Raw genomic sequence first — 24923 nt, forward strand, 5'->3', positions numbered from 1 at the left:
ATTCTGGAGGTAGAAACAAGAATTCCGCTTGCGGCAAACGGACGCTTTTTTTGACATAGATCAAATTGGGCGTGCATGGAAGACAGGAAGAAACACAAATGTCCGACACATCTTTCCGGCCCTTCGATCAGGCACTTGACCTTGATAATTCCCTTGCTTTGTTGCGCGAGGCGACCGCGGGTGCTGACGATGGCGAACTTTTCCTGGAACGGCGGCGCGCCGAAGCGCTGCATTTCGATGACGGACGGGTGAAAACCGCGAGCTATGACGCGTCCGAGGGATTCGGGCTGCGCGCGGTGCGCGGCGAGGTGGCGGGATACGCGCATTCCACCGAAATCTCCGAGGCGGCGCTGAAACGCGCGGTGGAAACCGCCCGGCTGGCCGTGGGGCAGGGGGGCGGCACGCTTGCGGCGGGTCCGGCCCCCACGAACCGCCGGCTTTATGCTGATCTTGACCCGATCGCGGACGCGCCTTTCCCGGTCAAGATCGAGACCCTGCGCGAGATCGACGCCTTCCTGCGCGACCTGGACAGCCGGGTAGTGCAGGTGTCGGCCACCATCGCCGCGTCCTGCCAGGAGGTTGAGATCCTGCGCCCCGACGGCCAGCACCTGCGCGACGTGCGCCCGATGACGCGGGTGAACGTGAGCGTGATCGTCGAGGAAAACGGCCGCCGCGAATCAGGTATGGCCGGTGGCGGTGGGCGCGTGGCGCTGTCGGGCCTGCTCGACCCTGCCGACTGGCAGGAGAAGGCGCGCGAGGCGCTGCGCATCGCGCTGGTCAACCTGCAGGCCGAACCGGCCCCGGCGGGAGTGATGGACGTGGTGCTCGGTCCGGGCTGGCCTGGTATCCTGCTGCACGAGGCGATCGGCCACGGGCTGGAGGGCGATTTCAACCGCAAGGGCAGCTCGGCCTTTGCCGGTCTGATGGGCCAGCGCATCGCGGCGCCGGGCGTTACCGTGGTGGATGACGGCACGATCCCCGACCGGCGCGGCTCGATCAGTTTCGACGATGAAGGCACGCCCAGTTCGCGCACTACGCTGATCGAGGACGGGATCCTGGTGGGCTACATGCAGGACCGGCAGAACGCGCGGCTGATGGGCGTGGAACCCACGGGCAACGGCCGCCGCGAAAGCTTTGCGCATGCGCCGATGCCGCGGATGACCAATACCTACATGATGGGCGGCGACGCCGACCCGGCCGACCTGGTGGCGGGGTTGAAAGACGGTATCTGGGCCGTGGGCTTTGGCGGTGGGCAGGTCGACATCACCAACGGCAAGTTCGTCTTTTCCTGCACCGAAGCCTACCGCGTGAAGGATGGCAAGGTGGGTGCGCCGGTGAAAGGCGCCACGCTGATCGGCAATGGCGCGACCGCGTTGAACAATATCCGTGGGCTTGGCAACGACATGGCGCTTGATCCCGGGATGGGCAATTGCGGAAAGGCCGGGCAATGGGTGCCGGTGGGCGTGGGCCAGCCCACCACGTTGATCGGTGGCTTGACGGTCGGGGGCTCTGCCGCGGCCTGACAAGCGGTATGAACGCCGATACCTCAGACTTCCTTGATCAGGACCTCATATGGCAGCCGGGTCCTCGTGCTGTACAGCCCTTCCGGTTTGCCGTTGCCCGCGGCTATGACCATGGTAACCTCGGCCGATTTCGGCAATCCGAGAAGCCGGCCGATGCCGCGTTTGTCGATTCCGCCCATGGGGCAGGATTCATAGCCGTGGGCGGCGAGTGACAGCATCAGGGTCTGGGCGGCCAATGCGGCCTGGAGGGTTCCGTATACGCGATAGTCGGCCTTTCGCACCGGCCCGTTGACCGTGGGCTCCTTCAAACTCCGCAGCCAGAACATGATCCGGCGCTTGAAGTTGTTGAAGCCGAACCGATCGGTCTTCATCAGCATCGGAACCGTGCTTTCGTAATAGTCGCGAACTGGCCCTTTAAGCGGTTTGGCGCCGTTATGCGTCATGATCCGGGTCAGTTCCCGCAAGTGGCTTTCCCACAAGTCCACGCGGGACACGGCGACGACGATATCCCCTGCCGTGGTTGCCGCCGGCTGGCCGAGGCAAAGCTTGCCCAGTTCCGCTTTCTTTGCCGCATCCCTGACCCAATGCAGCTCATAGCATTCCAGGTTGGAGGAACTCGGCGCCAGGGTTGCGTGGCGCAGACAGTCGCGCATGATCTCTTCCGCTATCGGAGTGCCGTCGAACAACCTGATGGCGCGGCGCGCCTTCACGGTCTTGTCGAAACCGGGCAGGGCCGTCTGCATGAAGGACGCATTCGGCCTTTCGTATTTCGGAACAACATTCGGTTTGAGGTTTTCCATCTCCTTGAGGGGGTTTTGGGTCGTAGACATCGCATCACCTGTCATCTGACTGGAGCTTTTCGTGCAGCCCATCAGTGTCCCTATCACGCGCAATCCATGCGTGCATTGACGCCGATCATTGCTATGGCGACGCCCGATCGAGCAGGTATGGCAACGGCGCGCGACGTTGGCATGCGACATTCAGGAGTAGGTATTATGGACAGACAGGAAGCTTACGAACGGGCAAAACACCGTGTCGAGGCCAAGATCGGTTTTTACGTGCACCTGTCGGTGTTTCTTGGCGTGAACATCTTGCTGGCGCTCATTAACTATATGACCTCACCCGACTACTGGTGGGCCAAATGGCCGCTGATTGGCTGGGGGTTTGCCGTGATCGTGCACGCGTTTTTCGTCTTCGTGTTTTCCGGAATCAAGTGACGGAAGAGATGATCGAAGAGGAAATGCGCAAAGGCCAATGAGGCGCGGCCGATATCATTTGCACGTTTCATCGGGGAGCGCATGAAAGCCGACGGGCGTCTACGCTGCGCGATGGACTTGAGGCCTATCGCGTGAAGGATGGCAAGGTGGGTGCGCCGGTGAAGGGCGCCACGCTGATCGGCGATGGCGCGACCGCGTTGATGAACATCCGTGGGCTCGGCAACGACACGGCGCTTGATCCCGGGATGGGCATTTGCGGCAAGGCCGACCAATGGGTGCCGGTGGGCGTGGGCCAGTCCACCATGTTGATCGTTGGGCTGACGGTGGGCGGTTCGGCCACGGGCGCCTGACGCCGGGGGCGCGCTCTTGATCTGAAACAATGCGCCTGGCTTTGGTGTCGGACAGTCTGCAGGCAGCCTGTCCGACGATCCAGAAGGAGTGCGCCATGTGTTTTTCCGCGACCGCCAGTTTCACGCTTGCCGGCGCGCTCGTGCCCGTGGGCGCCTACGCGATGGCCCGGGCGAGGGGACACAACCGCGCCTGGCTGCCCTTTGCCGTCTTTCCTCTGGCCTTCGGCATCCAGCAAGCGTTCGAAGGGTTGGTCTGGCTGGGGGTCGAGGGTGACAACGCTTCGATGGTAAGCGTGGGATCGCACGGATTCCTGTTCTTTTCGCATTTCTTCTGGCTGGCTTGGGTGCCCTTTGCGGCCTGGCGGATCGAGAGCGACCCGCGGCGCAAGCGGATCATGGGCGTGCTGACGGTGATTGGCTTTCTTTACGGGTTGTCGATCTTCCTGCCGGCGTTCCTGTCGACGGAGGGCCTTAAGATCGAGGTGATCCAGCGCTCGCTCGAATACCGGACCATGCTGATCTACGAAGACGTCATCCCGCGTGCCATCCTGCGCGTTTTCTATGCGGTGATCGTGGTTGCGGCGCTTTTTCTGTCGACGGATCGGCGCATCCAGGTGTTCGGCGGGCTGATCCTGGTATCGCTTCTGCTGACCTATGCGTTTTTCGCCTATGCGTTCATTTCCGTCTGGTGCTTCTTCGCGGCGGTGCTGTCGGCCTACCTGGCGGTCGTCATCCACGCGGATGCCCGCCGGGTGGCTGCCTGACCGCGCGAAAACGCCCCGTCCTGAAAATTCAGAACGGGGCGCCAGTGGCCAGTCGGGCCGGTGACCTTTCGGTCGGTGCAAGCATGCCGCCGGATCCCAGCCGGCATCGCATGTTATCGTGGCGAAGGGTTACGAAACCCCTTACAGCCCCTCGAATTCGCAGAGCACCTCGACATCCATGCCCATCGCTTCGAGCTTTGCCCGCCCGCCCAGGTCGGGCAGGTCGATAATGAAGGAACAGCCAACGATCTCGCCGCCCAGCCGCTCGATCAGCTTGATGCCCGCCGCGGCGGTGCCGCCGGTGGCCAGCAGGTCATCGACCACGAGAATCCTTTCGCCTGCCGTGATCGCATCGTCATGGACTTCCACAACCGCCTCGCCGTATTCCAGCGTGTACTCCTCGGAGATGACCGGGCCGGGCAGCTTGCCCTTTTTGCGGATCGGCACGAAGCCGGTCGAGAGCTGGTGCGCGATCGCCCCGCCCAGGATGAAGCCGCGCGCCTCGAGGCCCACGACCTTGTCGATGCGGACGCCCGCGTAAGGGTGCAGCATCTGGTCGATTGCCATGCGAAAGCCGCGCGGATCGGCGAAAAGCGTGGTGACATCGCGGAACATGATCCCTTCGTGCGGGAAATCGACGATGGTGCGGATATAGTCTTTGACGGTTTTCATGCGTGTCCTCAGGAAGTTGCCCGGCGCAGCGTGGCGGTCATGACCCCCATGCCGATAAGGGCCGTCCCGCCCAGGCGCGTGAGCCATGCGATGATCGCGGGCCGCTGGATGGTGGCGCGCAGACGGTCGGCCAGAAGCGCATAGGCCAGCGCGTTCAGCGCGGCAAGGGTGACGAAGGTGGCGATCAGGATCGCGAATTGCGGGATCAGCGGCTGATCGGCGCGAATGAACTGCGGCACGAAGGCGATGAAGAAGGCGATGGATTTCGGGTTGAGCGCGGTCACCGCCGCCGCGTGCCAGAAGATCGCAACGGCGCGGATGCCCTCGGGCGCGTCGGGCAGGGCGATGCCGCCATGTGGCGCCGAGCGGATCAGGCGGACCCCCATCCACACGAGGTAGGCCGCGCCGATCCATTTCAGCACGGTGAAGGCCGTGGCCGAGGCCAGCACCAGCGCGCCGAGCCCGGCGAGCGAAGCCGACATGGCGATGAAATCCCCAAGCGCCACCCCGGTGGCCGAGGCCACCGCCACCCGGCGCCCCTGGCTGAGCGCATAGGACAGGACCAGAAGGATCGTCGGGCCGGGGATCATCAGCAGGACCGTCGAGGCGAAGCAGAAGGCGAGCCAGGTTTCGATTGTCATTATGTATCCGTCCTCTCGTCGTGCCGGGGCCGCGTCGGGCCGAAGAGTAGCAGCGCGACGCGGCTGCGCAACTCGCGAATGGGTCCGCGCTGGCAGTATTGCCTCGAAGCCGTCGATTGCGGGTCCAACAATACCCACATTTCCGGGGCAATCAGGCTGCATGACGAATGTTTCAAGTGACCCGGGTGATCAGAGCAGTCCGCATGCATCCCTTGGATGGGGCGCGCGCCTGATACTCATTTATTTCGGTGTGCTGATCGTGTTCTGCCTTCTGGGGCTTTCCAGCGGCGGCGGGATCGTCCTCAACCCGGACGGTCTTGGCCGGCATGAGGAATCGTTGACCATGCTCGGCGTCGTTCATGCGGGGTTCTTGGTATGGCTGTTCCTGCGCCTGCGCGCGGTTCAGGCCGAGCCGATCCCGATGAAAGCCGGGCACGTGATCATCAATCTTGGCCTTATGGTGTTCCTTGTATGGGCGATGGGCCAGGCCTTGCGGGGACCGGCCTGGGCCTGGACGCTGGACTACTGGGGCGAAGAGAGCCAGCGCGAGCTGACCCTGGTCGGGATCAGCCCGGATGGTCTCTGCCTGCGGACGGGGATCGGACGACACGCCGCCTGCGCGGTGCACGAGCGGCAGGGCAAGTATCATCTGCATTTCAAGGAGTGGGACGAAACTCTGCGCACCAATAAGACGTATGGCCTGCCAGTCTATGAAAAACGCGTGATGCGGGTCAATTACCGGGTGCCGATCCCGGTCGTGCTGCGCACGCGCGAAAACTGGGCCGTGCTGTTGCGTCGGGACTGGGCGTTGAAATAGCCCCGCAGACCCCGCCACGCCGCGCCCGGGCGTGACGCGAAGGCCAAACGCCCGGGCCCGCCCGGGCCATATGCGCGCCCCGATCAGGATAGCGGGATGTTCAGAGGCGCGTTGACCCATGCCTGCCAAAGGGCCATGGCGTCAAACCGCCATATTCCCAGTTCGCGCATCGGCCCTTATCTGCAGAAGCTAGGCGTTTGAAACGCTGAGTCCGAGCGAGAGATTTGCGATGACCCGGAAGACCTATGGCCAGCTGGCCGCCGAAGCCGCCGCGCGCGTGCAGGAAATAATGCCCTGGGACGTGCCGGATTTCCTGGCCGATCACCCCGACGCGCTCCTGCTCGATATCCGCGAGCGTGACGAGGTTGCCCGCGCCCGCATCGAAGGCGCGCTCAACGTGCCGCGCGGTATCCTCGAAAGCGCGGCGGAATGGGACTATGCCGAAACCGAGCCCGCGCTGGTCGAGGCGCGCGAGAAGCCGGTGCTCATCATCTGCCGGTCGGGCAACCGCTCGGCCTTTGCTGCCGAGACGCTGATTCAGATGGGCTTTGCCGACGTCCGGTCGGTCAAGCTGGGCATCAAGGGCTGGAACGACGCCGATCTTCCGTTGATCGACGCGGAAGGCGCGGCGCTCGACGGGGATGACGCAGTGGACCTGATCGAATTGCAGCCCCGCCCCGACCAGACCGATCCGGCGCGGCGATAGGGCTGTCAGGAACTCGTCAGGATAGCACCCGCCCCGCCACCGCGTCCAGCTTCTCGATCATTGCCGGGTCGCGCGCATCGGGCGCGGTGAGGATGGCGTATTCCAGCGCCCGGTCGCAGCCATGCGGGCAGGGGTGGCGTTCGGCGCCGAGGCGCGCGGGCAGGCCGCGCACCATGGCGCGGCCCTTGTCGGCGTTACCCATCAAGGTGGCAATGATTTCGGTGACATCCACCTCGCCATGCTCGGGGTGCCAGCTGTCGTAATCGGTGACCATGGCGATCGAAGCATAGCAGAGCTCGGCCTCGCGGGCGAGCTTGGCCTCGGGCATGTTGGTCATGCCGATCACGTTGGCGCCCCAGTTCTCGCGATACATCTTGGACTCGGCCAGGGTGGAAAACTGCGGGCCTTCCATCGCCAGGTATGTGCCGCCTTCATGCATGGTGATGCCCGCCGCGCGCCCGGCATCGAGACAGGCCGCCGAAAGCCGCGGACAGGTGGGATGCGCCACGCTCACATGGGCCACAAGCCCGGGGCCGAAGAACGATTTTTCACGGGCGAAGGTGCGGTCGATGAACTGGTCCACAACGACGAAATCGCCTGGCGCCATTTCCTCGCGGAAAGACCCGCAGGCCGAGACGGAAATCACGTCTGTCACCCCCAGACGCTTGAGCGCGTCGATATTGGCGCGGTAGGGCACCGAGGAGGGCGTATGCACATGCCCGCGCCCGTGCCGGGGCAGAAAGGCCATTTTCACGCCGTCCAGCCGGCCGGTCAGGATCTGGTCGCTTGGCGCGCCCCAGGGGGTTTCGACCGAAACCCATTCCGCGCCGTCCAGCCCGTCGATGTCATAGATGCCTGAGCCGCCGATCACGGCGATGATGGTGTCGGTCATGTGGGCCTCGCTTGGTTTTCGCAGCCAGATAAACCGGTGAAAACGCGCGGCACAACCCCAATGGGGTGTGCGCAACTCACATGGCGATCATTTGATCGTCACGCCGGAAAACGATCAGGGTTCAGCGGTAGAGAAACACCGCGCCGCCGTCGCCGGAATGCGCATCGGTCGTCAGCACCCCGGCCAGCCCCGCGGCGAGGCGCTCCCCGAACCTGCCACCGGATGAAATATCCGGCGCGACCAACCCCTGCAGCAGATCGCCCGTCTCGTCGTCGAAGACCCAGACCGCGCCCGCATCCCGCTTACCCTCGACGCGGGCGTCCGGCTGCCCGATCAGCAACCGACCGTTCCACAACGCCAGCGCGATCCCGAACTCGCTGTTCTTTGCGCGCAGGGGGGAGGTGATTTCCCGCACGATCTCGCCGCTGTCGATATCGAAAATCCAGACGGTGCCGCCTTCGCGCCCAACCTCCGAGTCATAGGTGGCACTTACGATCAGATGATCGCCCCTGAGCAGCGTATTATAGCCAAAGGCCCCGTCGTTATAGGGTATCCCGTTGGGCGGACGACGAAAACTGCGCAAATGGGTGCGCGTTTCGCGGTCGTAAAGATCGACGCGGCCGAAATACCCCGTCTTCATGTCAACGCCGGTCGTGCCCACCGCGATATGGCGTGAATCCATGTCGATAGACCGGCGGAACAGGATCACGCCATAGGTGTCGGGGGTGCGCAGCCTGTCGCGCAGGGCGCCGGTTTCGGTGTCATAAAGCAGGAACTCGGTCTTGCGCCGCCGGGTCTCGCGGTCCGTCCAGGAATAGCTGATGGCCGCCATGTCACCCCCGAGCGCGCAGCTGCGCGCAAAGCGGTCGCGCCAGCGTTCCTCGGGCACGGGGTTTTCAAACCGGGCCAGCTCTTTGCCCGTGCGGGTATTGATCAGCAGGCTGCGTTGCGGGGTGTCGTGGCTGTCGCGCGCAGCATCGCAAAGCAATGTGCGGCCGCCATCCGACGGGATGCCGTACAGCCGGTTGCGGTTCCATTCGGGGTGGCTTCGCACGGGGGCGCCAAGATCGCCGGTGGCGATGTCGGGGCGCCTGAGGCTGGTGTGCCTTCGGCTGTCGAGGGCATCGTAGTCCTGCATCGACAGCATCACATGCGGCCCGTCGACGCCGATCTTCCACCCGAAATACGCGGCATGTTCCGGCCCGGTGAAGACCTGCGCGAGCGTCAGCTGCCCGGCGGCGGCGGGGCCGGCGAGAAGCGTGAGAAACAAGACAAAGGCGCGGGTGATCATGAAAATGCGTTCCTGACGTGTCTCGCCGTGGATGGCAGGCCTGTTGGGCAGTAATTGGGCGCTTTTCGCGAAAAACAGTGGCGATAGCCCGGCAAAGGGTGAACCCGGCGGGCCCGGCGCGCCATGCCTGCGACGCAAGGCAGCATCCCGGACCTGAACGGTGGTCAAACGCCGCGCGGTGGATTATGCCGCCCTTTCCCGCGCGCGACCACGAACAGGACGACCCGATGAAACCCAGCCTCCTGGCCACCTTTGCCAAGCATTTCGAAATGCCCGATCTGCGAATTATGCCGGACGAGGCGTTCAGCCTTGCGCGGCTCAGGATCGAAATCCTGTCGGGGCTGACGGTGGCGCTGGCGCTGGTGCCCGAGGCGGTGGCCTTCGCCTTCGTCGCCGGCGTGCATCCGCTGGTGGGGCTTTACGCGGCCTTCCTTGTCGGTCTCATCACCGCGCTTCTGGGCGGGCGGCCCGGCATGATCTCGGGCGCGACGGGCGCGCTCGCCGTGGTCATGGTGGCGCTGGTGGCCGAACACGGGGTGGAATATCTTTTCGCCACCGTGGTGCTGATGGGGATATTGCAGCTGATCGCGGGGGCGATGCACTGGGGCAAGTTCATCCGGCTGGTCCCGCATCCTGTGATGCTGGGCTTCGTCAACGGGCTGGCCATCGTGATCTTCCTGGCGCAGCTCACGCAGTTCAAGGTGCCGGGCAGCATGGAAAACACCGGCCACGGCATGTCGGGGGGCGAATGGCTTTCGGGCGGGCCGCTGGCGATGATGCTGGGGCTGGTGGCGCTGACCATGGCGGTGATCTGGGTGATGCCGCGCATCACGCGCCTGATCCCGGCGCCGCTGGCGGGTATCGCGGTGGTCGCGGGTGTGGTGATCGCCACGGGGCTCGACGTGCCTCGGGTGGGCGACCTGGCCTCGATCAAGGGCGGGTTGCCTGCATTCCACGTTCCGGCGGTGCCGCTGAACTGGGAAACCTTCGAGATCATCCTGCCCTACGCGGTGATCCTGGCCGCGATCGGCCTCATCGAGAGCCTGCTGACACTGAACCTCGTCGGCGAGATGACCGGCCGGCGCGGTGGCGCCAGCCAGGAATGCCTGGCCCAGGGCACCGCCAACGTGGTCACCGGTTTTTTCGGTGGCATGGGTGGCTGCGCGATGATCGGCCAGTCGATGATTAACGTGAAATCCGGCGGACGCACGCGGATCGCGGGTGTGGCGGCGGCCCTTTTCCTCCTGCTGTTCATCCTGGTGGCCAGCCCGCTGATCGAGCAGATCCCGCTGGCGGCCTTGGTGGGCGTGATGTTCATGGTGGTGATCGGCACCTTCGCATGGCATTCGCTGAAAATCCTGGCGCGCGTACCGCTGAACGACGCCTTCGTCACGCTCCTGGTGACGGTGGTGACCGTCGCCTATGACCTGGCCATCGCGGTGGTGGTGGGCGTGATCGTCTCGGCGCTCAGCTATGCCTGGAACAACGCGCGGCGCATCCATGCCGACATCTACGAACAGGAGAACGGCACCAAGGTCTATCGCGTGCAGGGGCCGCTGTTCTTCGGATCGTCCGATGGCTTTGCAGAGCTGTTCGACGTGGAAAACGACCCCGAGGAAGTCGTCGTCGATTTCGCCGACAGCCGGGTCGTCGACCAGTCCGCGCTGCAGGCGATCGAGGCGGTAGCGGGCAAATACGAGGCCGCCGGCAAGCGCCTGCAGCTGCGCCATCTCAGCCGCGATTGCCACCGGCTCCTGGCCAAGGCGGGCCACCTGATCGTCGACAGCGACGACGACCCGGACTATGCGCTGGCCGTCGATTACCAGGTGCGCACCGGTATTCTCGGCGGGCACTGACGCACCCGCTGGCGCCTCCGACGGGAGTATTTTGCGCAAGATGAAGCCGGGAATCCGTTCTTCATCTGACCGGAAATACCTCGGGGGTTTGGGGGTGGAACCCCCAATGTACCGAAAAGAGTGTGCCGCAGGCACGCATTCTGCAAACGGTTCAGTCGAAGCCGGGCGTGCCCGCATCCTCGGGATGACGTGCGAGATGGGCGGCCTTGATCTCGGGTGTCATCTGGCGGCTGCCGTCATGGCTCCAGCCCGGGGGCGCCACGGCATAGGCGAGGCGCTGCCGCAAGGTGAGGCCCGGCTGGGCCATGTCGCGGAAGATGGCGAGCCATTCATGGAAGGCCACGCGCAGCGGGTTGAAGGTGCCCAGGTTGTGGACGAGGCCGTAATCGACCTTTTCGTCATCCTGTTCGGGTACGAAGGTGCCAAAGAGCCTGTCCCAGATGATGAACACGCCCGCATAGTTGGCATCGAGATAGCGCGCATTGCGGCCGTGATGCACGCGGTGGTGGCTGGGGGTGTTCATCAGCCATTCGAACCACCGCGGCATCCGCCCGATCGCCTCGGTATGGATCCAGAACTGGTAGATCAGGTTCAGCCCGCCGACGAAGAGCACCATCGCCGGGTGAAAACCCAGAAGGATCAGCGGCGCGCGCACCACCATCATGAAAGTGAAGGTGCCGGTCCATGTCTGGCGCAGCGCGGTCGTGAGGTTGTAATGCTGGCTGGAGTGGTGGTTGACATGGCTGGCCCAGACCCAGCGGATGCGGTGGCCGAAGCGGTGCACCCAGTAATAGCGCAGGTCGTCGAGCACGAAGCAGAGCACCACCACCCACCACGCCGTGCCCAGATCAAGCGGCGTGATCGCCCAGAGGGCCATGAAGAACCCCCAGGCGACGAATCCCAGTACGATGCCCGAGGCGACGTTGCCGGCCCCCATGATCAGGCTGGTCAGCGCATCGCGGGTTTCATAGCGCCCGCCGCGTTTCTTGGTCACGATCCAGGCCAGTTCGATCAGGATCGCGGCGATGAAAAGCGGCACGGCGAAATTCACCACGTCCGGATATGTGATCTGGTCGGTCATGCAGTCTGCTCCAGTTTGCTCAGCCATTGGCGGGCTTCGTCCGCATCCAGCCGCAGGCGGATGCGCGGGGCGGTGAAATCGGGCAGGTGGATGATGATGCCGCCCGCAGCCGGCGCGATCCGCGCACCGGCGAGGGGCCGCGCAGTACTGTCGGCACCCATTGGCCAGACCACGCCTGCGCCCTGCACGGTTTCGATCAGCGCGGCCGAGCGGTCGTGGCAGAGGATCACGCGGGCAGGTGGGTTGGCGGGAAATTCGCGCAGCCAGGCCGCGCGTGCCGCAGCCTCATCGTCAAAGCGGCGCGGGCGCGACAGGCCCAAGAGATGCAGCAGCACCGCGATGCCCGCGATGCCGATCACCACCATGGGTATGAGAATGGACAGCGGCATTGTTCCCCCCTGGCGTCGGATTAAACCGGGGGCGGGGGGCGCTTGTCAAAAGGGGACGTAGCGGAAAGCGGGCCAGGCCGGTGTCAGGTCAGGCCGATGTCAGGTCAGGCCCAGAGGAAGATGTCCGAGCCGTCGGTGCCGTCGATCACGGTTTCGGCCACCCAGCATTCGTCGAAGATGCCGTCGCCATCGACATCGAAGCCGGCCGTCGCCACCACGGTGTTGGTCGCGCCATGGCTGTTGTCGAGCCCGGTCAGATCGCCGGTATAGGCCAGATCGCCGCCGCCGGTGGGCACCAGGTCGGTGACATCGGCGATGGACGCGCCGCCATTCACGGTCAGCGAGAACTCGATCACGTCGGCGGGGAAGAGCGGTGATGTCCCGAGCGCTGTGCCCAGCTGCGACGCGTTAGCATACACCTCGGCACCGCCCGTATTGTCGGTCGCTTTCAGCCGGGCGACGTTGGCGCCGCCGAAACCAATCGCAATAATCGACGTTCCGGCGCCCTCTATGGCGAGGACTTCGTCGATGTATTTAGACTCGGAGCTGCTCCCAATCGTGACCGTATTGGTTTCCAACTGGTAAGCGCGATTGGGTTCACCGTCCGAGATGAACACCATGTAGTTTTCATCGCCGGTTTGCGGCACGACGAAATCCTCGGCCATCCGCAGGCCTGCTTCGTAGTTGGTCCCGCCGAGCCTTTGCGTTGTGAGCGGTGTGCCGGTTGTCACGTCATCGAGTGCTCCGTCGGAAAGAGAATACGTCGCCTGAATCGCGTCGGGAGCGGGGTTCCCGGTGCCAAGGCCCCAGAACTCTACCAGCTGTATTTCCACGTCAGTTCCGGTGCCGTCGAACTGGCTGCGCAGAAGGTCAATGGTGTCCTGCACCGCCTGGATTTGTTCAGACCATTCGCTCGGGGTGATCGAGCCTGAACCGTCGATCACGAACGAGACGTTGACGTCATGCTGTTCAAGCGCGCCGAAATTGATCGCCACGGCGACTTCGCTTTCGTCGTTATAGGTGCGGTCCTCGGTGGTCATCGACAGGGTGATGGTCTGTCCATTGGCGGCATCGGCGCTGTCGCTGTCGGTTTCGACCAGCGGGTCGATCACGTGGACATACGCCGTGGCAACGTTCGAGGTGGCGCCTTCGGTATCATCGACGGTGTAGCTGATCTGATCGACGCCGGAATCATCGGTGCTATCGTCGCCCACGTCATTGGCGGCATAGTCGATCTGCCCGGCATTCACGATGCCCGTGCCCAGCGAGCCGTTCGTCACGATGGTCAGGCTGGCGGGATCGAGCGCGCCATCGCGGTCTTCGTCATTGGCGAGCAAATCGATGCTGATGCTGTCGTCGCTTTCGACCACGATGCGATCATCAGCGGTGGTGCCGTCGTCATAGGCATCGGGCGGCAGGTTGATATAGGGCGCATCGCCGACGATTTTCAGGCTGTCGTCGCGATAGCCTTCCTCGCCCACTGATGTCAGGCGCACGCCGAAGCGCATTTCGCTGAGAATGTCGAGATTGAGATCCCCGGTGGACGACGACAGGGGGAAGCTGGTCGAGTCGATATCGTCGTCTTCACCGATGCGTGTCGTGCCGAATTCAACACCGGCGTCGAAACCATTGCCCCCCCTTGGTATACACGCCGTTCATGTTGGCGCCGTTGCCCAGGTCGTACACGCTGTTGGCGGAGAAATCCTGGCCAGTGACATCATCACCAGTGGCGGTGAGGTCTTTGGCAAGACTGTCATCGGCAAGATCGAAGAAGAGACCGCGTAGGTGGGCCTGGACGCCGCTGCTTTCATCCACGGAGACATCGAACCGCAGTTCGCTGAAACCTGTTTACGGATTGATGAACTCGGTGACGGTTACGATCGTGTCAACCGGGCCTTCGACGGTAAATGCGACGCTAGCCATGATGAACTCCTTTTCAAAATAGGATTGTCCGCCCAGTGCGCGGGACGGTTTTGACAGGTGGGTTCGTGTTGTCCGTTATCGGACACAGGGCCCAACACACCAGCGGAATCGAAATGAACGCGCGGTCGAAAAAAAGCCGGTCGGGCGAAAAACAGAATTATCCGGCTGAAGACAGCCCCCCAAACAATTGGCGAACAATGCCACAAAAAAAATGTGGAAATTCAAACGCACTCAGCGGGAGCTATGGTTGCGGGCGGTGCCTTTGGCCGGAATCTCAGCACATGGTGGCGACGGAGTGAGCCGTTTCTCGCCGACCGTGTCGCCGGCCCGGCGTCAGCCCTGTTCTTGGGCGTCCAGCACCGCGCGGATGATCGCCTTGGCACTGTCCGAATCCCATTCCGCATCGCCCAGCATGCGGGCGATTTCCGTGCCATCCGGCGCGAGGATCACCGTGACGGGCAGGCCCAGAACGCCCATTTCGCGCGCCAGTGCCGAAGAGGGGTCGCGGTGCAGTGGCAGGTTGGTCACGCCGATCTCGTCAAAGAATTTCTGCATTTGCGCGGGATTGTTGCGGCCCGTGGCGATGGTCAGTACTTCGAAGCGGTCACCGCCGAACTCGTCCTGCAGCGCGGCGAGCATCGGCATTTCCTTGCGGCAGGGCGCGCACCAGGTGGCCCAGAAATTCAAAAGAACATAGCGCCCCTGGTGATCGGCCAGCGTGGCCTTGCCGCCCTCGGCAGTGTCATAGGCCGCGGTGCCGGCGGGTTTCGGCGCGGGATGGAAGGCCAGTTTCTTCATGCTGCCTTCGCGCAGATCTTCCAGATCGGTGCGGTTTTCCAGCGCCGGCGGGATCGGCTGGGCCGGGTCGCGCAAGGCAAAGACGGCGACGGCGGCAATTGCGATTGCGGCGAGGGCAGTATAGATCAGCGCGGAACGCGACATTCTTATTCCTTCCATGGGCCAGATGACATGACCGATAAATCCTCGAACGCCCAATCTTCCAATGCCATGTGGGGCGGCCGCTTTGCCGCGGGGCCGGACGCGATCATGGAGGCGATCAACGCCTCGATCGGGTTCGACCAGCGGATGGCGGCACAGGACATTGCCGGCTCAAGGGCCCATGCGGCGATGCTGGCCGCCACGGGCATCGTGAGTGATAGTGATGCCGAGGCGATGAGGGAAGGGCTGCTCACCGTTTTGTCAGAGATCGAGGCGGGCAGTTTCGAATTTTCCACCGCGCTGGAGGACATTCACATGAATGTCGAGGCGCGGCTGAAGGAAATCATCGGTGAGCCAGCGGGCCGGCTGCACACCGCGCGGAGCCGCAACGACCAGGTGGCGACGGATTTCAAATTGTGGGTCCGCGACCAGATCGATGCGGCCATCGCCGGGATCGAGGCGCTGATTGCCGCGCTGCTGGAGCAGGCCGAAGCGGGCGCCGACTGGGTGATGCCCGGCTTTACCCATTTGCAAACCGCGCAGCCGGTGACCTGGGGCCACCACATGATGGCCTATGTCGAGATGCTGGGCCGCGACCGTTCGCGCTTCTCGGACGCGCGGGCACGCATGAACGAAAGCCCCCTGGGCGCCGCGGCGCTGGCCGGCACGTCCTTTCCGATCGACCGCGAGATGACGGCAAAGGCGTTGGGCTTTGACCGGCCGGCGGCCAATTCGCTCGATGCGGTCAGCGACCGGGATTTCGCGCTGGAATTCCTGGCGGCAAGCAGCATCTGTGCGATGCATCTGAGCCGCTTCGCCGAAGAGCTGGTGATCTGGTCCAGCGCCCAGTTCCGCTTTGTCACGCTGTCGGATCGGTTCTCGACCGGCTCGTCGATCATGCCGCAGAAGAAGAACCCCGATGCCGCCGAACTGATCCGGGCCAAGATCGGCCGCATCTTCGGGGCCAACGTGGCCCTGATGACGGTGATGAAGGGGCTGCCGCTGGCCTATTCCAAGGACATGCAGGAAGACAAGGAACAGGTGTTCGACGCCGCCGACAACCTGATGCTGGCGCTGGCGGCGATGGAGGGCATGGTGCGCGACATGTCGGCCAACCGTGAAAGCCTTGAAGCCGCGGCCGGCAGCGGGTTTTCAACCGCGACAGACCTGGCCGACTGGCTGGTGCGGACATTGAACATGCCCTTCCGCGACGCGCATCACGTGACCGGCAGCCTGGTCGCGATGGCGGAATCCCGCGGGTGCGATTTGCCTGACCTGAGCCTTGAGGATATGCAATCGGTGCATGGCGCGATCACCGGCGACGTGTTCGGTGTGCTGGGCGTGCAGAACTCGGTGGCGTCGCGCACTTCGTATGGCGGCACGGCGCCGCTGCGGGTGCGTGAACAGATCGCGCGCTGGAAAGAGGTGCTGAAATGAGAGCGATTGCAGGTCTTATGCTGATGGCGCTGGTTGCGGCATGCGGTGCGGATGGGGAACCCGAGGCCCCTGAGGAAGGTGGCGGCAAGACTTCGGTCAAGGTGTCGGGCAGCGCCACCTTCGGGGCCGTGCGCGGGCCGGCCGGTATGGGCGTAAAGCCCTGAGCCGCACGGCACGCAGGGAATTTTTCACAAGTTGAGGCAAGGGCGCTTTTCTTGGGCGCGCGGTTTGGCTATGTCGCGGGTCGGATGAAAGGGGCCGCGCATGGATCATTTCCTGTATCGCAACGGTGAGCTTTACGCCGAGGACGTCGCCATCGCCGAGATCGCGGCCGAGGTCGGCACGCCGTTCTATTGCTATTCGGCAGCGACGCTTGAGCGCCATTACCGCCTTTTCGACGAGGCGCTGGAAGGCACTGAACACCTGGTCTGCTACGCGATGAAGGCGGCAAGCAACCTGGCCATCGTCAAGCTGCTGGGCGGCCTGGGCGCAGGCATGGACGTGGTTTCGGGCGGGGAATACGCCCGCGCCCGCGCCGCCGGCGTGCCGGGCGAGCGGATCGTCTTTTCCGGCGTCGGCAAGACGCGCGCGGAAATGCGCACGGCACTGGAGGGCGGCATCCGCCAGTTCAACGTGGAAAGCGAACCCGAGATGGAAGCGCTGAACGCGGTGGCACTGGAGCTGGGGGTGAAGGCGCCGATCGCCGTGCGGGTGAATCCGGACGTGGACGCCAAAACCCATGCCAAGATCGCCACGGGCAAAAGCGAGAACAAGTTCGGTATCCCGATCGCCCGCGCGCGTGAGGTTTACCGCCAGGCCGCCGCGATGGAGGGGCTGGAGGTTGTCGGCATCGACGTGCATATCGGCAGCCAGCTGACCGACCTGGAGCCGTTCCGGCAGGCCTACCAGAAGGTGGCCGAGCTGACCGACGCGCTGCGCGCCGACGGGCACGACATCCGCCGGCTGGATCTGGGCGGGGGGCTGGGCATTCCCTATACCCGCTCGAACGAAGTGCCGCCGCTGCCCAGCGATTACGGCGCGCTGATCAGGGAAACCGTGGGGCACCTGGGCTGCGAGATCGAGATCGAGCCGGGCCGCCTGGTGGCCGGGAATGCCGGTATCCTGGTGGCCGGGGTGATCTATGTGAAATCGGGTGAAGGGCGCGATTTCCTGATCCTCGATGCCGCGATGAACGATCTCATCCGCCCGGCGATGTATGACGCGCATCACGATATCGTGCCGGTCAAGGAACCCCATGCGGGCGCCGAAGGTGCGCGATACGATATCGTCGGCCCGGTCTGCGAAACCGGCGATACCTTCGCGCGCGGCCGCGACATGGCGGCGGTCGAGGCGGGGGACATGGTGGCGTTTCGCAGCGCGGGCGCCTATGGCGCGGTGATGGCCAGCGAATACAATTCCCGCCCCCTGATCCCCGAGGTGCTGGTGCGGGGCGATCAATTCGCCGTCATCCGGGCCAGACCCACCTTGGAGGAAATGCTGAATCGCGATAGCATCCCGGCATGGCTGTAACCCTGCAGCCCGCCTGCCTAGGAGCCCCGCTATCGCGACGTCGCCCCGAAATGCCGATCTGAAAGGCCTGCGCTGGCCGCTGGGCCTGACCCATGCCGGCCTGCTGGCCGAGCGTGCGACGCGCGCGTTCTGGCCGTTCTGGTCGGTGGTGATGCTGGCGCTGGGCCTTCTGATGCTGGGTCTGCAGGATCTGGTCGCGGTTGAGACCGTCTGGGCGGTCGGCGCGGCGCTGGTCCTGGCGGCGTTGTTTTTCCTGATCCGCGGCGCGCTGCGCTTTCGCTGGCCCCACCGGGACGAGGCGCTGGCGCGGCTGGATGCCACCATGGAAGGGCGTCCGATCCAGACCATGCTGGATTCCCAGGCCATCGGCGCGGGCGACGAGGCCTCGCGCGCGGTTTGGGCCGCGCACCAGGCGCGGATGCGCGCACGTGCCGCCCAGGCGCGGGCACCGGCGCCCGATCTGCGGGTGTCGCGGCGCGATCCGTTTGGCCTGCGCTACATGGCGATGCTGGTTCTCTTGGTGGCGCTGCTTTTCGGCTCGCTCTGGCGGGTGGGCAGCGTAGGCGGCATGGCGCCGGGCGCGGGAGCCGCACAAGCTGCCGCAGGTCCGTCTTGGGAAGGCTGGGTGGAACCGCCCGCCTATACCGGCCTGCCGGTTCTCTATCTTAATGATTTCGACGAAGGCGAGTTGCGCGCCCCGCAAGGCAGCCGGGTGACATTGCGCCTTTACGGCGAGGCCGGGGCCTTGCGCGTGACCGAGGAGGTTTCAAACCGGCCAGTGGCGCCGGAAAATCCATCCGAACCGGTGCAGGATTTCACGCTGGCGCAATCGGGCCGCCTGGCCATCGAAGGCGAGGGAGGGCGTGCCTGGGAGGTCGCCCTGATCCCCGATGCCGCGCCCGAGATCGAGGCGACCGGGCCGGCGGAAACCAGCGCCATCGGGGCCTTCACCATGCCCTTTGCCGCACGCGACGATTACGAGGTGATCGCCGGGCGGGCACGGATCACTCTGGATATGGCCCGGCTGGACCGCCGCTATGGCCTGGCGGCCAAGCCCGAGCCGCGCGCGGCGATCGAGGTTGACCTGCCGATGCCGGTGGCGCGTGGGCGCGAGGATTTCGAGGAAGTGCTGATTGAGGATTTTAGTGAGCACGCTTGGGCCAACATGCCGGTGAAGATCGAACTGATCGCCGAGGACGCGGCGGGCAATACCGGCACCAGCCCGGTGATCGAAACCGAGCTGGCGGCGCGGCATTTCTTCGATCCGATGGCAGCGGCGGTGATCGAGATGCGCCGCGACCTGCTGTGGACGCGTGACAATGCGGGCCGCGTGGCGCAGGTGCTGCGCGCGGTGTCCTACCAGCCCGAAGAGGGGCTTTTCGACCACGAGACCGATTACCTGCGGCTGCGCTTCATCCTGCGGCGGATCGAGGCAACGGCGGCCTATGGCATGAGTGACGAGGCCCAGGCCGAGATCGCCGAGGCGCTGTGGGACCTGGCCCTGAAGCTGGAAGAGGGCACGCTGGCCGATGCGCTGGAGCGGATGCGACAGGCGCAGGAGCGGCTGAGCGAGGCGATGAAGAACGGCGCCTCGGATGCCGAGATTGCCCGGTTGATGGATGAGTTGCGCGACGCCACGCGCGATTACATGGAACAGCTGCAGCGCGAGTTTGCCCAGCAGAACCAGGGCGACGGCACCGACCGGCCCGACCAGGGCCAGCCTGACGAGAACACCATGATGATGACGCAGGACGACCTGCAGCGCATGATGGATCGCATCCAGGAGCTGATGGAGCAGGGCCGCATGGCCGAGGCCCAGCAGGCGCTAGAGGAATTCCAGCGGATGATGGAAAACATGCGCGTGACGCAGGGCCAGGGCGGGCAGGGCCAGTCGCCGGGACAGCAGGCGATGGAGGGGCTGGCCGATACGCTGCGCCAGCAGCAGGGGCTGAGCGATCAGGCCTTCCGCGACCTGCAGGAACAGTTCAACCCCGGCGCCAATGCCGGCGAAAGCCAGGGTAACGAAGGCCGCTCGGGCGGGCAGGGGCGCGGGCAGAGCCACGAAGGCCAGGGCCAGGGGCAGGGCGAAGGCCAGGCCGGTGAGCCTGGGCAGGGCCAGGGCCAGCAGAGCGGGCCGCGCCCGGGCCAGAGCGGCGAGCCACAGGATCTGGGCCAGTCGCTGGCCGAGCGCCAGAACCAGCTGCGCCGCCAGCTGGAACAGCAGCGCGGCGCGCTGCCCGGCGCGGGCACCCCGGGCGGTGATGCCGCGCGTGAGGCACTGGACCGCGCCGGGCGCGCCATGGATGGCGCCGAAGAGGCGCTGCGCCAAGATGATCTTGCCGAGGCGATCGACCGTCAGGCCGAGGCAATCGAGAACCTGCGCGAAGGCATGCGTGAACTGGGCGAACAGATGGCGCAGGAACAGCGCCAGAACCAGCAGGGCCAGCAGCAGGGCCAGAACCCCGACGCGCTGGCCGGGCGCAACCGGGCCGACCCGCTGGGGCGCAACCAGCGCGGCACGCCGGGCGTGGAAAACGAAATGTTGCAGGGCGAAGATGTCTACCGCCGTGCCCGTGACCTGCTGGACGAGATCCGCCGCCGCTCGGGCGATGCGGAACGGCCCGCGATCGAACTCGATTACCTGAAGCGGTTGCTGGACCGGTTCTGAAGCGGCTCACCCGGCAATTTTCGGATCGATCCGCGAGGCACCGGGGATCAGCTTCCGCTGGTGGCGCCTTCGGTGGGTTGTGCCGGGGCATCGCCCGCAGGCGCCTCGGAGGTCATGCCATCAAGCCATTGCAGCAGCCCGGCGATCTGGCCGTCCAGCCACAGGCGGGCGCGGTTGACCATGTCGATATAGGCATCAAGCGTCGGTTTCAGCTGCGGCACCATCTCCGCGATGCGCGGCGCGAAGACATAGACCGCCAGCAAGAGCGCGACGATCAGCAGGATAAAGGCAAACCCGCGCGAAAAGCCCGATTTCTGCGGTGCCGGAGCGGCGGGGCTTTCCTCGTCAGTCTCGGGGATTGGCTGGCGCTCGGATTCCTTGCGCAGGGTCGAGTTGATTTCCTCGATATCGGGCAGCAGGTCGCGGCGCGAGTTGTTCGCACCCAGCTGTGACAACCCGGCTGCGGCCAGGGCCTCCTTTTCCGACAGGCCACGCATCCGCGCCATGCGCAGGCGGGCCTCACGCTCTCGGCGGCTGGCCTCGTCCGAGGGTTCATCGAGCCCGAGATCGGGCTGGGTTTCCAGTCCGCCGGCACCTTCGGTGGCGCGGGCTTCGCGTTCGCGCTCGGCTTCCTCGCGCAGAACGTCGCGCAGCTCGGGGTCGAGAGGGCGCGGCTGCGGCTCGGGGTGCTGTTCCTCGGCGGTGGCTTCTTCTTCGTCCCACTCGGCGGTTTCGGCTTCGTCCCAGGTTTCGGTTTCGGGCAGCCAGTCCTCGGTATCCTCGGCCCAGGGTTCGTCTTCCACCTCGGCTATGTCTTCCGCTTCGGGCTCGGGTTCCGGTTCCGGTGCGGGTACTGGTTCGTACTCGGGTTCTGGTTCCGGTGCGGGTTCCTGTTCGTACTCGGGTGCCGGCCCCGGTTCCGCTTCCTCGCCGAAGCCGGTGTCGTCTTCCTCCCAATGCGCCTCGTCAAGCGGCTGGCCGAGATCCTCGGCCAGGTCCTGATCCTGGCTGGGGTGCTTCTGGAACCAGGTATCGCCGCAATTCGAGCATTGCACGTCGCGTCCCGTTTCCGGGATCACGTCGTCGGGCACCTCATACTGTGCCCCGCAATTCGGGCAGATCAACCGCATATCTCACCTGTCGCCGATTTTCGGCTTATGCCTCATCCATTACCACATCTTGTAAACTTTCGCGCGGAAAACGCAAAGAAAATGCGCCATCCGTGCCAATTTCGCACCGCGAGGCGGATTGAAAGTGCCGCGCGGCTGGGGCAAAAGGGGGCCGACAGGGCGCGTGGGATAGGGGCGGTAATCGTGATCGAGCTGGACAACGTGGCCTACAGCTATGGCGGCGGAGAACTGTTGAGCGGTATAACGTTCGACATGCAGCCCGGTTCGTTCCATTTCCTGACCGGGCCGTCGGGTTCGGGCAAGACGACTTTCCTGAAGCTTTGTTATGGTGCACTTGTTCCCACGGCGGGACATGTGCGGCTGTTCGATCGGGATGTGCGCGGCATGACCCGCGATGACATCGCTATGGCGCGGCGGCGCGTCGGGGTGGTGCACCAGGACGTGCAGTTTCTCGATCACCTGCCGGTGGCCGACAACGTCGCTCTGCCGCTGACCGTGTCGGGCCGCACGAAGATAGACGAGCTGGCCAACCTCAAAGAATTGCTGAGCTGGGTGGGGCTTAAGTCGCGCGCCGACGCGCTGCCGCCCGAGCTGTCGGGGGGCGAACGCCAGCGCGCGGCGCTGGCCCGCGCGGTGATCATGTCGCCCGACGTGATCCTGGCGGACGAACCCACCGGTAATGTCGATTGGGAGATGTCACAACGGCTGCTGCGTCTGCTGGTCGAGCTGAACAAGATGGGTAAGACAATCATGATCGCCACGCATGATCTCGCGCTGATCCGGGCGGCGAAAACCCAGGTGCAGGCGCGGGTTCTGCGGATCGCCAACCGGCAGCTGCAACTGGCGGGGGCGGACCTGTGAAGTTCACGCCGTCGGATATGCTGTCGATGCTGGTGGGCGACCCGCAGGCCGACCGGATGGTGCCGCCCACGGGCTTTACCGCGCGGTTGACGGTGATCACCGCCGCGATCATGGCGTTTCTGGCCGTTTTCGCGCTGGCGTTGTCGCTCGCGGCCGGCCGGCTGGCCGACCGCTGGGGCGAGGAGCTGGCGCGCTCGGCCACGTTGCGCATTTCGGCCCCGGCCGAGCAGATGGCAGACCAGACGGCCGCGGCGCTGCGCGTGCTGGAGACCACCGCCGGCGTGGCCAGTGCCCGCGCGCTGAGCGATGACGAGCAGCGCGCCCTGCTGGAGCCGTGGTTCGGGCCGGACGTGCCCGTGGACACGCTGCCGATCCCGCAGTTGATCGAGGTGATCGAGGGCGATCCGGGGTTCGATGCGCAGGGCCTGCGCCTGCGGCTTCAGGCCGAGGTGCCGGGCGCGGTGCTGGATGATCACACCCGCTGGCGGCGGCCACTGGTCGAGGCGGCCTCGCGGCTGCGGTTGCTCGGGTGGACGTCGATTGCGCTGATCTTCGCGGCAATGGCGGCGATGATCACACTGGCGGCCAACGCGGCGCTGGCGGCGAATGCGCAGGTGATCGCGGTGCTGCGGCTGGTGGGCGCGCGCGACAGCTATATCGCGCAGGCCTTCGTGCGCCGCTATACCCTGCGCGCGCTTTCGGGTGCGGGCATCGGAATGCTGGCGGGGCTCATCGCCGTGGCGCTGTTGCCCGCGGCTCAGGCCGAGGGCGGCTTCCTGACAGGACTGGGCTTTACCGGGCCGGGCTGGCTCTGGCCGCTGATCATCCCGCCGCTGGCGGCTGTGGTCGGCTTTGTCGCCACCCAGGCCGCGGCGCGGCGCACATTGAGGGAGCTGAGCTGATGGTTCTGGCATGGCGCTGGATCATGTCGATCCTCTTCGTGGTGGCGAACGCGGTGATGATGCTGCTCATGGGCATCGTGTTCCTGCCCTGGGCGGCGCTGTCGCCCAATGGCGCGCTGGCGGCTTGCAAGGCCTATACCTACTGGGTGCGCTTCACCGCCTGGGCGCTGGTCGGCATCACCTGGGAGGTGCGCGGCGAGGTGCCGGATGAAGAATGCCTGGTGGTGGCCAAGCACCAGTCGTTCCTCGATATCATCATCATCTTCCAGGCCGTCCCGCGCCCGCGTTTCATCATGAAGCGCGAATTGCTGTGGACGCCGATCATCGGGCTCTACGCCTGGCGGCTGGGCTGCGTGCCGGTGGCGCGCGGCAAGCGCGGCGCGGCGATCAAGCGGATGATGGCCGATGTGAAATCGGGCCGCGTGGCGCCGGGGCAGCTCGTGATCTATCCGCAGGGCACACGGGTGAAGCCGGGGGAATACAGGCCGTTCAAGGTGGGTTCCTACGTTCTTTACGACCAGCTGGCGCAGCCCTGCGTGCCGACGGCGACCAATGCGGGGCTTTTCTGGCCCAAGGGCACGATGCTGCGCAAACCGGGCCGGGCGGTGGTGGACTTCCTGCCGCGGATCGAACCGGGCCAGGGCCAGAACGATTTCATGGGCTACCTGGAATACGAGATCGAAACCGGCTCGAACGCGCTGATGAGGGAGGCCGGATATGACGGGGAACTACCGAAAGTTGAGCAGTCTTGAAGAGCTGCACGCCCTTTACGGAGAGCCCGGTGCGCCGGCCCTGCGGAAGGTGGCGCGCCGCCTGACCCCGCTTTACCGCCAGTGGATCATGGCCTCGCGGTTCTGCATCGTCTCGACCGTGGGTCCCGAAGGCGCCGATGGCAGTCCGCGCGGCGATGACGGGCCCGTGGTGCAGGAACTCGATGACACGACGCTTCTGATGCCCGACTGGCGCGGCAACAACCGTCTGGACAGCCTGCGCAATATCGTGCGCGATGGGCGTATTGCGCTGATGTTCATGGTGCCCGGGGAAAACACCGTGGTGCGTGTGAACGGCCGGGCCTGGCTGAGTGATGACAAAGCGCTGCGCGCGCGGTTCGAGCAGAAAGGCCGCCAGCCCGCCACGGTGATCGGGATCGAGATCGCCGAGATCTATTCGCAATGTCCCAAATCGCTGATCCGCGCGGGTCTGTGGGGGCGCGACGACAGCGCCGATCTTCCGACGCTGGGCCAGATCCTCGCCGAGATGACCGAGGGTGACATCGCCGCACAGGAGTGGGATGCGACCTATCCGGACCGGGCGAAACAGACGCTGTGGTGACG

General features: G+C 65.0%; 25 protein-coding genes and 1 pseudogene. 15 read left to right on the top strand and 11 right to left on the bottom strand.

Features of this window, described 5'->3' with window-relative positions:
- Positions 1-98 precede the first annotated feature (98 nt).
- On the top strand, positions 99-1523 hold the full coding sequence (locus E0501_RS01810; protein WP_137699638.1) for a TldD/PmbA family protein: 1425 nt from the start codon (positions 99-101) through the stop codon (positions 1521-1523).
- A gap of 23 nt (positions 1524-1546) precedes the next feature.
- Here E0501_RS01810 and E0501_RS01815 read toward each other — a convergent pair whose 3' ends face one another.
- Positions 1547-2395 carry a nitroreductase family protein gene (locus tag E0501_RS01815; RefSeq protein ID WP_161594527.1) on the bottom strand — a complete coding sequence of 283 codons (849 nt, stop codon included), beginning with the start codon at positions 2393-2395 and terminating at the stop codon, positions 1547-1549.
- Between the two features lie 24 nt (positions 2396-2419).
- Here E0501_RS01815 and E0501_RS01820 point away from each other — a divergent pair, with 24 nt between their 5' ends.
- From E0501_RS01820 to E0501_RS01830, 3 genes and pseudogenes are all read left to right on the top strand, one after another.
- Positions 2420-2740 (top strand): 2TM domain-containing protein, encoded by a 321-nt coding sequence (locus E0501_RS01820; protein ID WP_137699640.1) that lies wholly within the window; start codon positions 2420-2422, stop codon positions 2738-2740.
- Positions 2741-2859: 119 nt separating this feature from the next.
- A pseudogene (locus tag E0501_RS01825) lies at positions 2860-3090 on the top strand (metallopeptidase TldD-related protein); the annotation flags it as partial.
- Positions 3091-3185: 95 nt separating this feature from the next.
- Positions 3186-3854: a DUF6629 family protein gene (locus E0501_RS01830; RefSeq protein WP_137699641.1), complete on the top strand. Its 669-nt coding sequence runs from the start codon at positions 3186-3188 to the stop codon at positions 3852-3854.
- 141 nt (positions 3855-3995) lie between these two features.
- Here E0501_RS01830 and E0501_RS01835 read toward each other — a convergent pair whose 3' ends face one another.
- Positions 3996-4526: an adenine phosphoribosyltransferase gene (locus tag E0501_RS01835; RefSeq protein ID WP_137699642.1), complete on the bottom strand. Its 531-nt coding sequence runs from the start codon at positions 4524-4526 to the stop codon at positions 3996-3998.
- An 8-nt stretch (positions 4527-4534) separates the two neighbouring features.
- On the bottom strand, positions 4535-5167 hold the full coding sequence (locus E0501_RS01840; RefSeq protein WP_137699643.1) for a LysE family translocator: 633 nt from the start codon (positions 5165-5167) through the stop codon (positions 4535-4537).
- A gap of 160 nt (positions 5168-5327) precedes the next feature.
- Here E0501_RS01840 and E0501_RS01845 point away from each other — a divergent pair, with 160 nt between their 5' ends.
- Both E0501_RS01845 and E0501_RS01850 read left to right on the top strand, forming a co-directional pair.
- Complete coding sequence (locus E0501_RS01845) at positions 5328-5984, top strand: hypothetical protein (protein WP_137699644.1); 657 nt, start codon at positions 5328-5330, stop codon at positions 5982-5984.
- Positions 5985-6213: 229 nt separating this feature from the next.
- On the top strand, positions 6214-6690 hold the full coding sequence (locus E0501_RS01850; RefSeq protein WP_137699645.1) for a rhodanese-like domain-containing protein: 477 nt from the start codon (positions 6214-6216) through the stop codon (positions 6688-6690).
- Positions 6691-6706: 16 nt separating this feature from the next.
- Here E0501_RS01850 and E0501_RS01855 read toward each other — a convergent pair whose 3' ends face one another.
- Together E0501_RS01855 and E0501_RS01860 are read right to left on the bottom strand one after the other, a co-directional pair.
- Positions 6707-7582: an S-methyl-5'-thioadenosine phosphorylase gene (locus E0501_RS01855; RefSeq protein ID WP_137699646.1), complete on the bottom strand. Its 876-nt coding sequence runs from the start codon at positions 7580-7582 to the stop codon at positions 6707-6709.
- 121 nt (positions 7583-7703) lie between these two features.
- Positions 7704-8873, bottom strand: coding sequence for a WD40 repeat domain-containing protein (locus tag E0501_RS01860; RefSeq protein ID WP_137699647.1), 1170 nt, complete (start codon positions 8871-8873; stop codon positions 7704-7706).
- 227 nt (positions 8874-9100) lie between these two features.
- On the opposite strand from E0501_RS01860, the gene E0501_RS01865 reads away from it, so the two are divergent.
- Complete coding sequence (locus E0501_RS01865) at positions 9101-10729, top strand: SulP family inorganic anion transporter (RefSeq protein ID WP_137699648.1); 1629 nt, start codon at positions 9101-9103, stop codon at positions 10727-10729.
- A gap of 151 nt (positions 10730-10880) precedes the next feature.
- On the opposite strand, the gene E0501_RS01870 is transcribed toward E0501_RS01865, so the two are convergent.
- The 5 genes from E0501_RS01870 to E0501_RS01890 all read right to left on the bottom strand — a co-directional run bounded on the left by E0501_RS01870 (position 10881) and on the right by E0501_RS01890 (position 15064).
- Positions 10881-11810 (bottom strand): sterol desaturase family protein, encoded by a 930-nt coding sequence (locus E0501_RS01870; RefSeq protein WP_137699649.1) that lies wholly within the window; start codon positions 11808-11810, stop codon positions 10881-10883.
- Entirely contained in the window at positions 11807-12199 is a 393-nt protein-coding gene (locus tag E0501_RS01875; protein WP_137699650.1) for a hypothetical protein, read from the bottom strand. The genes E0501_RS01870 and E0501_RS01875 overlap by 4 nt, the downstream gene beginning before the upstream one ends.
- Positions 12200-12303: 104 nt before the next feature.
- Positions 12304-13695 (bottom strand): VWA domain-containing protein, encoded by a 1392-nt coding sequence (locus E0501_RS01880; protein WP_161594529.1) that lies wholly within the window; start codon positions 13693-13695, stop codon positions 12304-12306.
- Positions 13696-13807: 112 nt separating this feature from the next.
- Positions 13808-14014, bottom strand: a complete 207-nt coding sequence (locus tag E0501_RS01885) for a hypothetical protein (RefSeq protein ID WP_137699652.1) — start codon at positions 14012-14014, stop codon at positions 13808-13810.
- 441 nt (positions 14015-14455) lie between these two features.
- Positions 14456-15064: a TlpA disulfide reductase family protein gene (locus E0501_RS01890; protein ID WP_137699653.1), complete on the bottom strand. Its 609-nt coding sequence runs from the start codon at positions 15062-15064 to the stop codon at positions 14456-14458.
- Between the two features lie 27 nt (positions 15065-15091).
- Here E0501_RS01890 and argH point away from each other — a divergent pair, with 27 nt between their 5' ends.
- The 4 genes from argH (at position 15092) to E0501_RS01910 (ending at position 20696) form a co-directional block, all read left to right on the top strand.
- The gene (gene argH, locus E0501_RS01895) at positions 15092-16498 is read left to right on the top strand and encodes an argininosuccinate lyase (RefSeq protein ID WP_137699654.1); all 1407 of its coding nucleotides are present in this window, start codon (positions 15092-15094) and stop codon (positions 16496-16498) included.
- On the top strand, positions 16495-16662 hold the full coding sequence (locus tag E0501_RS01900) for an argininosuccinate lyase (protein WP_137699655.1): 168 nt from the start codon (positions 16495-16497) through the stop codon (positions 16660-16662). The genes argH and E0501_RS01900 overlap by 4 nt, the downstream gene beginning before the upstream one ends.
- 100 nt (positions 16663-16762) lie before the next feature.
- Complete coding sequence (gene lysA / locus E0501_RS01905; RefSeq protein WP_137699656.1) at positions 16763-18028, top strand: diaminopimelate decarboxylase; 1266 nt, start codon at positions 16763-16765, stop codon at positions 18026-18028.
- A 31-nt stretch (positions 18029-18059) separates the two neighbouring features.
- Positions 18060-20696 (top strand): TIGR02302 family protein, encoded by a 2637-nt coding sequence (locus tag E0501_RS01910; RefSeq protein WP_137699657.1) that lies wholly within the window; start codon positions 18060-18062, stop codon positions 20694-20696.
- Positions 20697-20743: 47 nt separating this feature from the next.
- On the opposite strand, the gene E0501_RS01915 is transcribed toward E0501_RS01910, so the two are convergent.
- On the bottom strand, positions 20744-21826 hold the full coding sequence (locus E0501_RS01915; RefSeq protein ID WP_137699658.1) for a zinc-ribbon domain-containing protein: 1083 nt from the start codon (positions 21824-21826) through the stop codon (positions 20744-20746).
- 183 nt (positions 21827-22009) lie between these two features.
- Here E0501_RS01915 and E0501_RS01920 point away from each other — a divergent pair, with 183 nt between their 5' ends.
- From E0501_RS01920 to E0501_RS01935, 4 genes are read left to right on the top strand one after another with little or no spacing between them, the layout of a single operon-like run.
- Positions 22010-22687, top strand: coding sequence for a cell division ATP-binding protein FtsE (locus E0501_RS01920; RefSeq protein WP_137699659.1), 678 nt, complete (start codon positions 22010-22012; stop codon positions 22685-22687).
- Positions 22688-22704: 17 nt separating this feature from the next.
- Complete coding sequence (locus E0501_RS01925; protein WP_137700812.1) at positions 22705-23589, top strand: cell division protein FtsX; 885 nt, start codon at positions 22705-22707, stop codon at positions 23587-23589.
- On the top strand, positions 23589-24341 hold the full coding sequence (locus E0501_RS01930) for a lysophospholipid acyltransferase family protein (protein ID WP_137699660.1): 753 nt from the start codon (positions 23589-23591) through the stop codon (positions 24339-24341). Before E0501_RS01925 ends, E0501_RS01930 begins: the two co-directional genes overlap by 1 nt.
- Entirely contained in the window at positions 24307-24921 is a 615-nt protein-coding gene (locus E0501_RS01935; RefSeq protein ID WP_137699661.1) for a pyridoxamine 5'-phosphate oxidase family protein, read from the top strand. The genes E0501_RS01930 and E0501_RS01935 overlap by 35 nt, the downstream gene beginning before the upstream one ends.
- The last annotated feature ends 2 nt before the right edge of the window (positions 24922-24923 follow it).

Source organism: Marimonas lutisalis (genome assembly GCF_005434965.1).
Classification (GTDB): domain Bacteria; phylum Pseudomonadota; class Alphaproteobacteria; order Rhodobacterales; family Rhodobacteraceae; genus Marimonas_A; species Marimonas_A lutisalis.